Origin of the sequence: Streptomyces sp. NPDC085946 (assembly GCF_044540485.1) — a bacterium.
In the GTDB taxonomy this organism is placed as follows: Bacteria; Actinomycetota; Actinomycetes; order Streptomycetales; family Streptomycetaceae; genus Streptomyces.
Genome location: NZ_JBITSF010000054.1, coordinates 1 through 13,809, shown reverse-complemented (window position 1 = coordinate 13,809; position 13,809 = coordinate 1). Strand labels below are relative to the sequence as shown.

13 protein-coding genes and 2 pseudogenes are annotated in these 13,809 nt (G+C 66.1%); 4 read left to right on the top strand and 11 right to left on the bottom strand.

The annotated features are described in order from the left end of the window. Positions 1 to 863 precede the first annotated feature (863 nt). Positions 864 to 1,520 (bottom strand): annotated as a pseudogene (locus ACIF8T_RS40055) (nucleotidyl transferase AbiEii/AbiGii toxin family protein). 59 nt (positions 1,521 to 1,579) lie between these two features. After that, positions 1,580 to 1,903: a transcriptional regulator gene (locus ACIF8T_RS40050; RefSeq protein WP_400042372.1), complete on the bottom strand. Its 324-nt coding sequence runs from the start codon at positions 1,901 to 1,903 to the stop codon at positions 1,580 to 1,582. Positions 1,904 to 3,223: 1,320 nt separating this feature from the next. Between ACIF8T_RS40050 and ACIF8T_RS40045 the strand changes: the two genes are divergently transcribed. After that, positions 3,224 to 3,619: an STAS domain-containing protein gene (locus ACIF8T_RS40045; RefSeq protein ID WP_400042371.1), complete on the top strand. Its 396-nt coding sequence runs from the start codon at positions 3,224 to 3,226 to the stop codon at positions 3,617 to 3,619. Positions 3,620 to 3,831: 212 nt separating this feature from the next. On the opposite strand, the gene ACIF8T_RS40040 is transcribed toward ACIF8T_RS40045, so the two are convergent. The 7 genes from ACIF8T_RS40040 to ACIF8T_RS40010 form a co-directional block, all read right to left on the bottom strand. Beyond that, complete coding sequence (locus ACIF8T_RS40040) at positions 3,832 to 4,161, bottom strand: hypothetical protein (protein ID WP_400042370.1); 330 nt, start codon at positions 4,159 to 4,161, stop codon at positions 3,832 to 3,834. A gap of 82 nt (positions 4,162 to 4,243) precedes the next feature. Further along, complete coding sequence (locus ACIF8T_RS40035) at positions 4,244 to 4,606, bottom strand: STAS domain-containing protein (protein WP_400042369.1); 363 nt, start codon at positions 4,604 to 4,606, stop codon at positions 4,244 to 4,246. 412 nt (positions 4,607 to 5,018) lie between these two features. Beyond that, on the bottom strand, positions 5,019 to 5,231 hold the full coding sequence (locus ACIF8T_RS40030) for a hypothetical protein (protein WP_400042368.1): 213 nt from the start codon (positions 5,229 to 5,231) through the stop codon (positions 5,019 to 5,021). Positions 5,232 to 5,436: 205 nt separating this feature from the next. Then, positions 5,437 to 6,426, bottom strand: a complete 990-nt coding sequence (locus ACIF8T_RS40025; RefSeq protein WP_400042367.1) for a DUF6207 family protein — start codon at positions 6,424 to 6,426, stop codon at positions 5,437 to 5,439. Positions 6,427 to 6,436: 10 nt separating this feature from the next. Further along, a complete protein-coding gene (locus tag ACIF8T_RS40020) occupies positions 6,437 to 7,261 on the bottom strand; it encodes a sigma factor-like helix-turn-helix DNA-binding protein (RefSeq protein ID WP_400042366.1) in 825 nt (274 codons plus the stop codon). A 122-nt stretch (positions 7,262 to 7,383) separates the two neighbouring features. Then, positions 7,384 to 7,602, bottom strand: a complete 219-nt coding sequence (locus ACIF8T_RS40015; protein WP_400042365.1) for a hypothetical protein — start codon at positions 7,600 to 7,602, stop codon at positions 7,384 to 7,386. A 1,117-nt stretch (positions 7,603 to 8,719) separates the two neighbouring features. Beyond that, positions 8,720 to 8,899, bottom strand: coding sequence for a hypothetical protein (locus ACIF8T_RS40010; protein WP_400042364.1), 180 nt, complete (start codon positions 8,897 to 8,899; stop codon positions 8,720 to 8,722). Between the two features lie 1,072 nt (positions 8,900 to 9,971). Between ACIF8T_RS40010 and ACIF8T_RS40005 the strand changes: the two genes are divergently transcribed. Further along, positions 9,972 to 10,121 (top strand): hypothetical protein, encoded by a 150-nt coding sequence (locus tag ACIF8T_RS40005; RefSeq protein ID WP_400042362.1) that lies wholly within the window; start codon positions 9,972 to 9,974, stop codon positions 10,119 to 10,121. 82 nt (positions 10,122 to 10,203) lie between these two features. Beyond that, the gene (locus ACIF8T_RS40000) at positions 10,204 to 10,590 is read left to right on the top strand and encodes a hypothetical protein (RefSeq protein WP_400042360.1); all 387 of its coding nucleotides are present in this window, start codon (positions 10,204 to 10,206) and stop codon (positions 10,588 to 10,590) included. A 297-nt stretch (positions 10,591 to 10,887) separates the two neighbouring features. On the opposite strand, the gene ACIF8T_RS39995 is transcribed toward ACIF8T_RS40000, so the two are convergent. Further along, entirely contained in the window at positions 10,888 to 11,235 is a 348-nt protein-coding gene (locus ACIF8T_RS39995; protein WP_400042359.1) for a hypothetical protein, read from the bottom strand. A 13-nt stretch (positions 11,236 to 11,248) separates the two neighbouring features. After that, entirely contained in the window at positions 11,249 to 11,626 is a 378-nt protein-coding gene (locus tag ACIF8T_RS39990; RefSeq protein ID WP_400042357.1) for a hypothetical protein, read from the bottom strand. Between the two features lie 699 nt (positions 11,627 to 12,325). On the opposite strand from ACIF8T_RS39990, the pseudogene dnaK reads away from it, so the two are divergent. Then, positions 12,326 to 13,720: pseudogene (gene dnaK / locus ACIF8T_RS39985) on the top strand (molecular chaperone DnaK); the annotation flags it as partial. Between the last annotated feature and the right edge of the window lie 89 nt (positions 13,721 to 13,809).

The following is a 13,809-nucleotide window of genomic DNA, read 5'->3' as shown; positions in this document are numbered from 1 at the left end:
CAACACCCGGCAACAGGGGCGCTATCCGCTCCCACGCCGCATCCGTCAGCTCACCACGACCCACCACAAGATCAATTATCAGACACGGCCTAGGCGCATCGCACTGGAGAGCGGAACAGTACCTGCTGCCCCGTACGATCGCGTGGCGTAGAGGATGCCGCAAAGGAAGGGGTCGGCCGTGGACGAGCAGGACGAATAGCGGAGGAGTGCGGAGCGGAGTACGCCGAGGAGCGCTTCGCGGAGCTGGCCCGGTTCCTCTTCGCCCGTACGGACCCTCTACTGCTGAGCCGCCCTGTGGTCCCCGACACGGATCGGGCGGTGCAGGCACTGAATGATGTAGTGCGCGCACTGTTGGGCCAGGCGCGGGCCTTTCGAGAGTGGGACAATGAGCCTGCCCTCGCAGGTACATGGGACGCCCTCACCACGATTGCCCGGCAATGGCGACACCATCCGGACTTCCTCGCGATCTGGGAATGGGAGTGAGCCGACCCCACGACGTGGCATCAGATGCACGGTGGGAGCGGTTGTCCGCCGGTATGCCCAGCGTGAGCAACAGCCGCAAGACCGCCGGTTCCCGGAGGTGGCGTGCGCGCTGGCTGCCGGCTGTGTGCGGCCCGGGGCGGGGAGCAGGCAGGTGTGGGTGTGTCGGCTGCCGTGGCAGCGGCTGTATGTGCGGTGCGGCCGGTGGCTGCTGGATGTGGGTGAGGGGCATCCGCTGGAGTAACTTGCGGCGGCGTCCATCCCCGGGCCTAGGTGGCGGCGTGTGGGGCCCGCTGCGGCGAAGGGGCCAAGACCGCGATGCTGTCCGGAGCCCGGAAAACCGAGTGCGTAGAAGAGTATGTCGTCCGTACGTGGCCGGTGCGTCAGTCGTTCGGTGGGACCGTCTCCTCCAGGAGACGGTCGGCGATGTCGTCGGCCCACTCCTGGGCCCAATGGCGCAGGTGGATGATGGCGGCCTTGTCGAGCCCGTGTGCGGCGAACTCTGTGTCGTCGATCCAGTCCGTACCGGCCAGGCGGACTTGAAGCTCGGTGAGATCGAAGGTGTCGCGGGCGTGGCGGCGGCCGAGTTCCTCGAGTTCGGCGTGGCTCCAGTGGTCGGTGGCAGCCCGGACGTCGTTCAGGTCCCGGGCCAGTCCTCGGTCGGCCAGCGCGCAGGCCTTGGTGCCGACGACGTCCTCGAGAGAAAGTACGAGGCCGTGCTTGGTGGGCACGAGCGGGCGTCAGAGCACTTCCTTGAGGATGTTGACCTCGCACGCCTTACTGGTGGTGGGGTCGATAACGATTAACGGTGCGGAAAGGGAGTCGGTTTCCAGTGCCCGAACCTGCCATCCTTGCCCCTCCAGTCTGGTGCGCACGGTGGCCGCGATGCGCTCCATCGGTTCGGGGTTCTCGGTGGCGAGATTGAGGTCCTGGCTGAGCCGGTCGACCAGTCTGTGGGCCTGGACGGCGGAGCCGCCGGTAAGGACGAGCGGGTAGGGACTGTCGACAGCGAGGACGTTCGTGAGGAGTCGACGATGCAGTTCGGTGAGGTTTACGCAGCGGCCCGGGTTCGGTCGGCCAGCTCGGTGAAGGCGTCCTCCTAAACCTCGCGGAGGTCGCGGCTGACGAGCGTGCGCAGCACCGGCCACATGCTGGTCAGCAGGTCGCGGTTCAGATAGTGGATGAGGTTGTCCCGTTGTCCTTCGGTGAGGACGATGCGGTAGCAGCTCATCCGTGGGCGGGGCTGGTCAAGGTCGAAGCGGGTCAGGCCCGACCATGCCAGGTGCAAGGAAAGGCCAACGGTGCCATGGGCCGGGCCAGCGAGCTCCTCAAGCGTGACGGGACGCCGCCGCGTGAACCTGTCACGGGGAACCTCGAGGACACTGGGCGTGCGGACCGTGTCCCCGTTATTCCGCCCGGCCACCGACGGTCGCCGGGCGACTCGCAAGCTCGTCGCCCAAAGCGGCCCGCCTTCAGTCCGGCTTGGTGGTCAAAGGTGGAGTGTCTGGGGCAACCAGCTGGCTCAGCAACATATGCTTCGGCCACACCTGGCGGTAACCTACGCCAGCGCGTGTCGCCTCCCTCCGCTCGCCGCTCCACCAGCCGACGGGGGCGGCCCGTCTGTCTCATCCCGAGCGGTCACGCCCCCGCCCCTCCCGGCCCGCTCTGAAACCATGATCTACCTTGCCATGTCCGGCCTGGTGGCACGCCGCCTCACCGGCGAGAACCTCATCTCCTGGTGCGACCCGACACCACAGATCAAACAGCCGATTCTGGGATGAAACATCGGGCGAAAACGACCTCTGAGTGTAGGCGGCAGGAGGCGTACGAGGTGACGAAACTCCTGGTGGACGGTTGTCGACCAGCCCCCCGTACGGCAGAAGCTTTCGTGCTCGTCTGCCCGTCATTCATGGATCTGCCCAGTCGCACCTTGCGGTACCTGACCGGGCAACTTGTCGCCCGGCAACGGGAGGCCGGCGGTGAGAGGCCGGTGGCCGGGCGGCGGACCCTGCCGCCCGGCCCATCTCCAGTGCGGCGATACCTCCGTCCCGCTTGCCGCCGGATCCGGCATCGGCGTCCCGACCGTCCATCGCTACATCGGCGAGGCCGCTGAAGTGCTCACCGTCCCCGCGCCGAGCCCGACCGAGGCGAGGAAGACAGCACCGACGAAGGCCCTGGTGATCCTGGACAGCACTCCGCCGCCGATCCACCGGGGAGTCTTCCGGCCGAAGGCAGGGGAAGATCACCGCGCACGCCCTTACCCTTCCGGGAAACACAAGCGGCACGGGAGGAACCCTCACCCTCGCACACCCGGTCTGACAACTGCTGCGGGCCTCACCCGCCCCGTCCGGTGCCACGCACGACCTCATCGCGGTCCGTGCACACGAGATCATCGACGCTCTCGGGGAGACAGAACACAAATGCTGGACGGACAAGGCATGCCAGGGCGCCGGATTTGGCACCGGTATCCGCCTCCACCGGTACGTGTAGACGCCCCAGCCCGGCGCCAGCAAGCCGGGCTGGAGCCACCACAGGAGGAATGACGGCGCCGTTGTCCGCTTCCCCTCTGACTGCCGTTCGTCCTTAAATACCTTTTTGCCGGTATCGAGAACTGCATCCGCATCCTACGGGCGCGTGAGGTGCCTGACCGGCTTGGCGGGTATGTGCGAGACAGGAGTCCGGTAACCTCCAACACCGCAGCCGAGGTGAGACAGTCCGATGCGAGGGAATGGAGGAGCAGAGCATGCTCGAGCTCATCGACAGCCGTGAAGATCTGACGATTGGCGCTCTTCCGGAAGACGTCGATCTGTACACGAGTGCAGACGTCCGCGCCGCGGGTGAGCGGCTGCTGGATGGCGGCTGCCGCTACCTCGTCCTGGACACCAGCCCCGTCACCTACATGGACTCCAGCGGCATCGCCGCCCTGCTGACGCTGTGGCGTCGCCTCGAGAAGACGGAAGGCGCCTTGCTCCTGGCCGTACCCGACGATCACCTGCGGTGGCGCATGGGCATCCTCGGCCTGGACTCGGTCATGATCATCACAGCAACCCTTCAGGAAGCCGTCGCTCAGGCCCGTCAGCTGTGCGATACCGCCTACCACCCCAGCCGGCACCATTCAGCCGAAGCAGAACCCGCCTGACCCACCGAGCACGGCCCGCTCCTGGGATCCCGTTCCGCGGCCGGCGGCTCAGACGATGAAAACGGCGGCACAACAGCTCCCACACCAAGATCCGCTGCTTCGGTGAGCAACCCATGGCCGCCCTGAAGGGCCGGCGCCTTCTCAGAAAAATCCACTGCAGCGCCAACCGGATCATGGACACCGTGAAGGCTGTCGTCGCTCTTCATCATGCCTCATCCTGAGGCTGGGAACAGGTCGCCGTGGGGAGGAAGGACGCGTACTTCTCCGGCTGCGCGGTCGAGTTGAACCGTGTAACCGGCCTGGGTGAGGATTTCCAGCAAAGCCTGCCGCAGTGCCGCGCGGACCCCTTCAGACTCCGCCGCCTTCTGCCCCAGCGGGTCCTCGGTGGACGGCGCCCAGCTCACCCCCACCGCGTCATTTCCCTTCCGGACCCACAGGCCGGGCGCATCCTCCCGGCCGGCCGCGGCAACGTCAAAGCCGGCACGGGCCAGCGTGCCGCACACCTCGGCAAACAGTCTGCCCACAGCATCTTCACCGGTCATAGCCCAATAATAGATGCCCTGGGCAACGAACTCGGTTGCGGGCAGTCACCCCGTGCGGGGCCGGGGTGGAGGGGCGAGTGCGTCAGCGGATCCGGTGCCGCTCCAGCGCTTGGTCCAGCGAGTCCGCGAAGGTGAAATGCTCCATGACGCCGGTGATGGCAAACATGCGTTCGATCACATGGGGCAGGGGTCCCGCCAGGACCAGGGAGCTGCCCTTCAGACGGTGCCGGCGCGCGGCATCCAGCAGGCTATTGAGCAGAGCACTGTCGGCGAAGGTGACCTTGGAAAGATCCACCACCGTTGTGGCCGCCTTGCTGACGGCGGCCTCGTCCCACGCCGCCGTCAGTAGGTCTTTCTCGTCACCGTCCATCTCCCCCGCGACGGCGACGACAAAGACGCCAAGTTGCGCATATACGTGCACCACCGCGCCAGACCGCCAGTCCATGACACGATTCTCCCACCAGATGATCAAGGACAGAAGAACACCCCATGGCCACGGTGGCGGCCGCCTCCGCTCAGGGGGTGCTCCAACCCCGCCCGCCGCCGAAAATGCCAGGCGGCATGAACTGATGAAAGCGGCTACCACACCCCCGTCACGGATCATCCCGGACAGCTTCGCGGTCGTCGATACCTGCGCCCTCGTGGTAGCTGCAAGCAGGTTCACCGGCAGGAGTGGTTTGGCGACTGCGAGCACAGTTAGCGGACACACAAAACACAGGCCGGTTGCGGCAGCGGCTCATTCCGCTCCCCCACGGCGCTGCCCCAGCCGGCCCTTCGCTCCCTAACCGGTTCCAACGATGCCTTAGAGAGCTTTGTTATCCCGAGAAACGCGGTTAGTGAAGCTTTGCGAGATCGTTTCAGGAGATGGTGTGCTCGTCGGTGAAGCGGCGGGTCATCAGGCCGGCCGTGGCGAGGTGGATCATGGCGTCGGAGCATGCGGACAGGGCCTTGTCGTCGCGGGCCGGGCGGCGGCGGAGCATCAGCCATCCGTAGACCTGCTCCACTGTCCAGCGTTTGAGCAGCGGGGTGAAGTGCTGGCCCTGGGGCGTACTGGACGATTTCCATGTCAATACCCAGGAGCGCGGCGTGTTCGGGCGGTGGTGGGACGTTTCCTGAGACGGCTCGCCATCGCCCGGTACTCGGGTCAGTCCATATACGCGCCCGCGTCGTCAGTCAGCTGGCAGCTCCGCCCGGCCTCCTGCAGTACCTCCTCATCTGTCGCTTGGGGGGTGAGCACCCGTCCGTGGGCCGGGCCATACATCAAGATCACTATCGTCATGGCGCGAACCGTAGAGGGCTCTGCTCTGTAGCGTCGCGTGCGCGGGCGAGGCCAGGAGTGTGCAGGTGGCGGCGGTCGAGGAGGAAGCGCATGAGAACTTCCCTCTGGCCCGGCTTTGGGGGCTGCTCCGGGGGAATCTTCCTCCAGGCGTGGGCGACGGCCGCGTGGAAGGCGGAGGCGCACTCGGCATCTGGCGCTGCGAGCTGGACCAGGACGTGGTCCGGTTCCGGTGTGTCGGTGCGGCGGGTGGTCGTGTCGTCATCTTCGAGCGGGCGGGCAGGCAGAGGGCCTGGAGGGGGGCCCGGGCAGTCGTCGTGCGGGTCGGTGATCGTGGCGAGGATGACTTGCAGGATTTCGGCGAAGTAGGGGCCGGGTGCGGGGATTTCGATGTCGGGGTGGCGGCGGTAGCCGTCGGTGACGGCCGCGGTGGTGTAGGACATGATGGCAAGGGTGGTGTCGCTGTAGGTGCGGTCGCTGCTGGCAGTCATCTGCGCAACGATGCGCAGGACGGTGGCAGTGCTGGTCTCGCACGCTTCGTCTGTGTCGGTGTCGTCGCCAGCCTGATCGAGCCAGAAGTCGGCGGCGTGGTCGTCGCCTCGTGCCCGGTGGTGGAGAGACAGGCAGTAGCTGGCGCCGCGGTCGCCGGCGCCAGCGGCATACTGCCACCAGTAGCGTGCTCCTTCCTCGACACCAGCGAGGTGCAGCAGGCAGCCCAGGATCCAGGCGCCTTCGGGGGTGGGGAGTTGTTCGGTGATGAAGTCGGTGATCTGAGGTGCGCTGGTGTGGGTGACGGCAACTTCGCACAAGGAGCGCAGATGGTGCGCGGCGGTGTTGTCGGCGAGGACGTCGCCGGCGAGAACTGCGGCGTTGCCGGCAGGCGGGAGAGGAAGGTCGGAGCAGGTGCGGAGATAGGGAACCGTGTCCCCGGGGATGCGGGGGTTCTTCAGCAGGGCCGCGCGGGCGAGGAGGTCGTCGATGGCAGTCATGTCGGGGTGATCACTCCCGGGCTGTGGGACGTTGGTGGAGCAGTTCCAGGGCTCCTCGTGCGTGGTGGTCGAGGGTGTGGACGTGGGCCGGGGACAGACCGGTGGCCTCCTGGACCTCGTCGGGGGTGAACTCGCACAGGTAGCGCAGGACGACTACGTCGAACTGGTCCTGAGGCAGGTGGCTGATGGCGTCGAAGAACTCGGCGACTTCGCTGATCTCTACGAACCGGGCCACCGGGTCCTCAATTTGACTCTGCGCGATTGTCATGAACGCGGCAGGTCGCAGATCGGGGCGTCCGTCCGGATGGCGTCTGACACGTAGCAGCACCCGTGAGCGCAGGAGGCGCCACGCGTAGCGGGGAAGGTTGGGACCTGCGGCCGCTTCTGCCTCGTCCCAGCCCGCCCAGAGGATGTCGAGCGCCTCGTCGACGATCCGCTCGGGCCGCTCGATGTGCAGCAGCGCCCGGGCGTAGGAGATGTAGTAGTGCTCCATCTTTTCGATGAAGCCGCAGTGTTCCACGGGCCGCTCCTCGGGGCCCAGCGGCCGGACGGCCTGGATGCGTTGTGTGATCCACGTGGTGGACTTGGCGGCCTCGTAAGCGCCTGCGGCCCACAGGCGGCACAGAGGCCAGGGCGGCAGGCCCAGGGCGTGGACCACGCTGTAAGTGATCTCCCAGCTTGGGTAGTACTCGATGCCACGCAGGAGAGCGGAAATCCGGGTCTTGGAGAAGCCGGTGCGCCGGGCCAGCTCGTCGAGGGTGACTCCGTGAGCGGATATCTGGTGGCGCAGGCGCTCCAGCAGAGCTTGGTGACTGGGGCCGATGTTCTCGGACATCGGCTCCGCGCGGCGGCCCCGCCGACCGGGTCCGAACGTGGCGGGCACCACGGAGAACGGTGCGTCCGGGGCGGCGTCGGCAGTGGGCGGATCGTCCTGCGGATTTGATGATGGCGAGGAAGTCATCGCTGCGGCTCCTCGTGCCCGGCCGGTTCCGGTGCCGGGGCACGGGCAGGCGCGCTGCTGGAACCGTGGGCGGCGGCGGTGAGCTGCTGCACAAGCAGTCCGAGCGATGGCAGCAGCGTCACAACTGCGGCGAGGTGTCCCAGCGCGGTCATCACCGTGCTCCACGCGAGGACTACCGCCAGTACGGCGATGGCCCACACCTTTCTACTGGGCATTTCACCTTCCCTGAGTCAGGTTGAGGGGTCTGGAAGGCCTCCTTCCTCGGCGGTGCTCAAGCGTCGGGGAAGGAGGGGATCCACAGCATGGTGGGCATCACCATCGGTACTCAACGTGATCATGGAGTCACGGAACAAATACGTTCGATGGGCCTCACTCCGAACATCAGAACGCCAACCCTTGCCCTGTTGCGGTCAAAATTGCCCATAGAAGTTCGCTTCTGGTCACCATTCCTGCAATTGCACAGCCGTTGCTCGAGCACGGGCACCATGGAAGGGACGCCGTGGCGTCACACCTTCCCGTCTGGAAGGCGTGCGGGTTCCCCTCGTGCTCAAGGAATCCCGGAGGGCCCCGTGCCGCTCCCGTCCGGCAAGTCGGAGCTGCTGGACGGGAGCCCGAGTCCGTCCCACCGCGTGCCGCCCGATAGGCGTGCGCCCGTTCTTCGGCCGTGGCGTTCCGTGGGCGCAAGCGTCGTCCCCGCGATTGCGCAGAGCAAAAAGGCGCTCTGGCCACTCTTCGGCTGGCCGGGTGGCGCATTGGCTGGCGAGGGTGCCAGCAGTGACTGCGCATGACAGCGTCCGGGCGAGGTATGGGGCGGCTATGCCTGGATGCGCAGAACGAGGGTGCGGTGTACCCCTGTATCCAGCATGACCTGGGTCCGGTGCTGGCCGTTGGTGTGGCGCCCTTCACTGTCGGGCGAAATCATGTCCGCTGTGTCGAACAGGGTGGCCAGTGCATCGGTCTGCCGGTGGCGGCGTGAGCCGCCGGGAGCCGCATCATGTCCGTGGACTTCACGGGCTGTTTGCGGCCTGCTTGAGCACTTCCAGCGCCATCGCGTTGGCCATGTGCCAGTCACCGCCGTGGCATCAGCAGCGGCTGCGGTACCGCGGCGCGGCAGCACCTGGTGCGCCCAGCGTCGCCACCAGGGCACTCGCGGCCGCCATCCGCCGTATGGTGCACACCGCGTCACGTCAGCCGAATCGGCAGGGACAGCCATCTCGAGCAAGACCCTTTTCCAGTGCTGAGGGTCAGGTGCGCTGCTGCTGTGACGGGCCCTGGATCCCTGTCCAGTCCAGTGCACGGGCCGTGAGGGCGTTCGGTGGTGGCACGCTCTGCTCATGCCGCCTTGCAGTGTTCGTTGGTGTCCAGGGCGGTCCTCATCTGCTGGTAGTGGTCGAGGTCTTCCCATGTGTCGTGGTCGGGCGGGCTGGGGTTGCGGCGTCCGGCGATCCAGGCCCAGACAGTGGCGGCGATGCCGGTGAGGAACGGGATGAGCAGCCACAACAAGGCGCTCATGAGTACACCTCCTTCTAACTCTCAGACCGTGAGCTGCTCGGGGGTGCCACCGGAGATGGTGATCTTGCGGGATTCGGCGTATGCGGCCAGCGGGATGGCAGGGTGAAGACACCGTTGTTGTAAGCCGTCTCGGCGGCTTTGATCTCCAAGGTGCCGGCCGGGGCTAAGCAGTGGGCGAACCGGCCGGTGGGGCGTTCGTTGAGTACAGGCCGGGTCTTGGCAGGGATCGGGAAGGGAGGTCGGGCGATGAAGGTGGGGCGCCGCGCCCTGGGGTCAGGTCAATGCTGGACTGGTCTATGCACAGCAGGTCGAACTGGATGTGAAGAGCTTTGGTCTCACGCCAGGCGTCTGCCGGGACGAGGGCGCTGCAGGGGGCGGCGGCATGGAGGTGCGTGAGCCGATCGACATCACTGGAAACGCCGGTAGGCACGAGTACTCCTATATTTCTCTCTTACTGTCGGCGCCGGTAGTCAGTCATGGTCATGACGCTTGGCGCCTTCTTCGTATAGCTCGCTACAGGTCGCTTGACAAGCATGGGCTGGATGAAATTGATGCCGCCTGACTCAATTCTTTATTACGTTCAGTGAACGACGGTCGCGCAGAGCGAAAGGGGGCCGCTGGTGGCAGACAGCAGGAAGACCGCCCGGCTGCTGGGGGTCTGTGGCGTTGCTGCGGTCGTGTTCGGTCCGATCGCGCTGGTTTGACTGCAGCTGACCATGTCGGCCCTGGCCTTGATGTTCGGCGCGTATGCGCTGGTGGGCGGTGCCGTGTCCATGGAGACGGCGTGGCGTCACCGGCATGAGCGCCGGCGCGCATTGGCCTGTGCGGGCGCTGGCGTCCTGGGCGCCGCGATCGGTTCGGTGACAGGCTTGTAGCCGGTCCTGACCGCGTTGGCCTTGGTGCTCGTAGCCGGCGTCTTGCCCTTGGCAAGGGCTGTGCGGAGCTGTGGGTTGCCCGAGGATGGGGCATGAACTGCCCTATGCGTGGTGGTGGCGGGCCTCCGCCGCGGCTTCGATGGTCGGCGGGTGTGCTGCTGTGACTGCGTCCTGATGCCGATGCAGTAGCCATCGCAGTGGCCCAGGGCGTGCACGCCCTGATCACGGGCGGCACCTGGCTGGCCGCGGCCTGGCGGGAGTACCGCATGCACAGCGAGCACGGCCTCCACGAGTACGGCTCACGGTCCCGGTGGCGGCCGACGCCCAGTGCCCGGCCGGTCCACTGACTACAGTCCTCGTCCACTCGGCAGCGCACCGCAGTGGGCACTCCGGCATCCTGCGGTATGCCCGGGACAAGGAGGAAAGCAGGTGAGCAACGCGGCGCGGCTGCGCATTGGGGACAGGGATCTGGTAGTGCGCCTGCCCTGGCGGTGGGCGCTCTCGGCACGATGCCGCACCATGCGGCTGCCGCTGAGGTTCATAGACGGGATTTGGGTGGAGCCGTATTGGTGGCGAGCGGTGCGCCCGTGCCCGGGGCGCCGCTACCGCTTCAGCCCGGGACGCTGGTGCGTGGGCGAGATCGAGCACACCTCCGGCCGGGACTTCGTCGCTCTGCACGCGCGAGGTCCAGTGCTGGTGGTGTCGGCCCTCGGTCGCGACGCCCCGTATGCCCGCCTGGCCCTGTCTACGCGTGACCCGAAAGCTGACGCCACCTGGCTGCGGCAGATCACTGTTCAGAACACCGAAAAAAGTTGAGTCAATAGATGTCAACTTTCCCGAGGTGTGGTATATCAGAGATAGAGCGATCGGATGAGGGAACGACATCCAATTGAGGCCGGGCGCTCACCCTTTGAGGAGTTCGACGATCTCTTCGCTCGCTTCTTCGCCGCTGGGCCGATACCTGCTCAGCGCCATGCGAGGCAGGTGGAACATTGACGACCTGCCACCGGAGGAAACCTGCGAACTGGCGGTAAAGGCACCCGGCATCACGGCCGCGCACAGGCGCGAAAAGCTGGATTCGAAAGGCAGTGTCTGCGCAGTGCCGGGCCCGCATCAGGACCGGAACGGTTGTTCCGGCTCCTCTCCATCGGTGTCGAACACCTTGGTGAAGGTTGCCCCGCAACGGCAGCGGGAATGCTCGATCAGTTCCCCACTCTCGGACACGCTCAGCCCCTGGCTGAGTCGCACGTGCACATGATCGCCCATGGGGAGCTGCTTTCCTTGACGTTCCTGGCTCAGCTCATCGTGGAGGCTGCCGCTTTGTCCCGCAATGCCGCAGCTCACATTTGCAGAGCCGATCAGGCTCGACGAACCAGCCGTCGGCGCGGTGGTGCGGGACGGCGGCATGCCGTCCCGCACCGTGGCCGTCCTGCGGTGTATACCAGCGATGCGTCGGCGCATAGCAAGGAGCGCATCACCGGGACGGCCGGGAGGCTTGCGCCCTGGACTCAGGTTGCAGGTGACCGGCAGCGTGCAGCATCGGCGCAAAGTGCCGCTCGGGACGATGGCCGCCTCCGGCCGGGATCCGGCTGCGGGGTGCCTCGATATCGCCCGACAACGGCACGGGGCGGCGCGCTACCAGGCGCCCGACCCAGCGTCGGCCGCAATGCTCGCACGGCGGCGCACCCTGCGGCGTGTACGGAGAGTCAACCGGAGTGTTGTCACGGTAGAAGTATTCCCACTCGTCACCGCTGTCGTCCCGGTAGCGCTGCACGTCGTAGTCGACGCTCCAGCGGTGCCAGCACGAGCCGCAGGTGAACTCGGCACGTTCGACGGCAAGTTCGGTGATCATTGCACAGCACCTCCTGTCCGATGAACAGGTACGGTTCGGGCCGTTGCGAGGGGCGCCTCAGTGGAAGGGTAGACGGACGGATCTCACGTGAGGAAGCAGTGCCAGGTTCCGCGCTCCCTCTTCAGTTTTCGCCTGCTCAGCCCTTCTCTTACCTATCGATGAATCCTGGCTCCTGCCTCTGGATTACTCCATCATCACGACACTCTTTATTCTTGACAAAGGGCGACTCAAGTTTTATTTCAGAACTACAGGCATCGCAGGAGTGGATCCGCAGCTCACGATAGGTGAGGAGGTAGACAGGCGGGGCCAGGGAGCAGGCTTATACACGGTGCTGGGTGTGAGCCCTCCGCAACGAGGGGCCATCACCTCGGCTTCCCGCGCCCGGGTACGCGAGCTGTATTCCGACAACGACGTTCGCGCCATGACCGCCGCACGGTTCGGTGAGGTACGGGCGGCCTACGAGACGCTGCGAGATCCGGTCCAGCATGCGGCGTACAACTAAGTCCACCAGCGCAGGGACGAACCGGCGCACGACCGTGGCTGCGGTTCCGTCCCACCTGTCCGGCTCATACGGCGGTACGCATTTGGGATCGCACGCCCCGAGCCACCTCCGCGGGCTGGTCCCGTCCGCTAGGAGCCGGTACTGGAGTGAGCACCCAAAAGGGCCGAAGCACCGTACCGGGGAGGAGGGACAAACAGATGGCGCGTGCGGTAGGTATCGACCTTGGGACGACGAACTCAGTGGTCTCCGTCCTGGAGGGCGGCGAACCCACTGTCATCACTAACACGGAGGGTGCGCGTACGACACCGTCGGTGGTGGCGTTCTCCAAGAACGGCGAGGTGCTGGTCGGCGAGGTCGCCAAGCGGCAGGCCGTCACGAACGTGGATCGCACCGCGCGCTCGGTCAAGCGACATATGGGAGACCACGCCTGGCGCTTTCCCGAGCACGGTGACATCGACGGCAAGCGGTACACCGCGCAGGAGATCTCCGCCCGGGTGCTGCAGAAGCTGAAGCGGGACGCGGAGGCGTACCTCGGCGAGGACGTCACCGACGCGGTGATCACGGTGCCCGCCTACTTCGACGACGCCCAGCGGCAGGCGACCAAGGAGGCCGGGGAGATCGCCGGCCTGAAGGTGCTGCGGATCATCAACGAGCCCACGGCCGCGGCCCTGGCGTACGGGCTGGACAAGGAGAACGACCAGACGGTCCTCGTCTTCGACCTGGGCGGCGGCACCTTCGACGTGTCGCTGCTGGAGATGGGCGAGGGCGTCATCGAGGTGAAGGCCACCAACGGCGACACCCACCTGGGCGGCGACGACTGGGACCAGCGGATCGTCGACCACCTGGTGACCCAGTTCAAGAACCACTACGGTGTGGATCTGTCCAAGGACAAGATGGCTGTACAACGGCTGCGCGAGGCGGCGGAGAAGGCGAAGATCGAACTGTCCAGCTCGTCGGAGACCTCGATCAACCTGCCCTACATCACCGCCTCCGCCGAAGGCCCCCTACACCTGGACGAGAAGCTGACCCGTGCGCAGTTCGAGCAGCTGACAGCTGATCTGCTGGAGCGGTGCAAGAGTCCGTTCCACAACGCGATCAAGGATGCTGGGATCAAGGTTTCCGACATCGATCACGTGGTCCTGGTCGGCGGCTCCACCCGGATGCCGGCCGTGACCGGGCTGGTGAAGGAACTGACCGGCAAGGACCCGCACAAGGGCGTCAACCCCGACGAGGTTGTGGCCGTTGGCGCCTCGCTGCAGGCCGGCGTGATCAAGGGCGAGGTCAAGGACGTCCTGCTGCTCGACGTCACCCCGCTGTCCCTGGGCATCGAGACCAAGGGCGGCATCATGACCAAGCTCATCGAGCGCAATACCACCATCCCGACCAAGCGCTCGGAGATCTTCACCACCGCCGAAGACAGCCAGCCGTCGGTGACGATCCAGGTGTACCAGGGCGAGCGGGAGATCGCGGCGTACAACAAGAAGCTCGGCATGTTCGAGCTGACCGGCATCCCTCCGGCGCCGCGCGGGGTGCCGCAGATCGAGGTCTCCTTCGACATCGACGCCAACGGCATCATGCACGTCTCTGCTAAGACATCGTCTCATTTGGGTTCGTAATCTTGAGGCATGACGATCGTGGAGCGGTTGGTCCCGGACGGGTTGTGGGAGTTGTTCCAGCGGGT

Bases quoted from the DNA above. Each gene is read 5' to 3' on its own strand.
- ACIF8T_RS40045 (WP_400042371.1), top strand. From the start codon at position 3,224: ATGCTCGAGCTCATCGACAGCCGTGAAGATCTGACGATTGGCGCTCTT.
- ACIF8T_RS40040 (WP_400042370.1), bottom strand. From the start codon at position 4,161: ATGACCGGTGAAGATGCTGTGGGCAGACTGTTTGCCGAGGTGTGCGGC.
- ACIF8T_RS40035 (WP_400042369.1), bottom strand. From the start codon at position 4,606: ATGGACTGGCGGTCTGGCGCGGTGGTGCACGTATATGCGCAACTTGGC.
- ACIF8T_RS40025 (WP_400042367.1), bottom strand. From the start codon at position 6,426: ATGACTGCCATCGACGACCTCCTCGCCCGCGCGGCCCTGCTGAAGAAC.
- ACIF8T_RS40020 (WP_400042366.1), bottom strand. From the start codon at position 7,261: ATGTCCGAGAACATCGGCCCCAGTCACCAAGCTCTGCTGGAGCGCCTG.
- ACIF8T_RS40015 (WP_400042365.1), bottom strand. From the start codon at position 7,602: ATGCCCAGTAGAAAGGTGTGGGCCATCGCCGTACTGGCGGTAGTCCTC.
- ACIF8T_RS40010 (WP_400042364.1), bottom strand. From the start codon at position 8,899: ATGAGCGCCTTGTTGTGGCTGCTCATCCCGTTCCTCACCGGCATCGCC.
- ACIF8T_RS39995 (WP_400042359.1), bottom strand. From the start codon at position 11,235: ATGCGCCGACGCATCGCTGGTATACACCGCAGGACGGCCACGGTGCGG.
- ACIF8T_RS39990 (WP_400042357.1), bottom strand. From the start codon at position 11,626: ATGATCACCGAACTTGCCGTCGAACGTGCCGAGTTCACCTGCGGCTCG.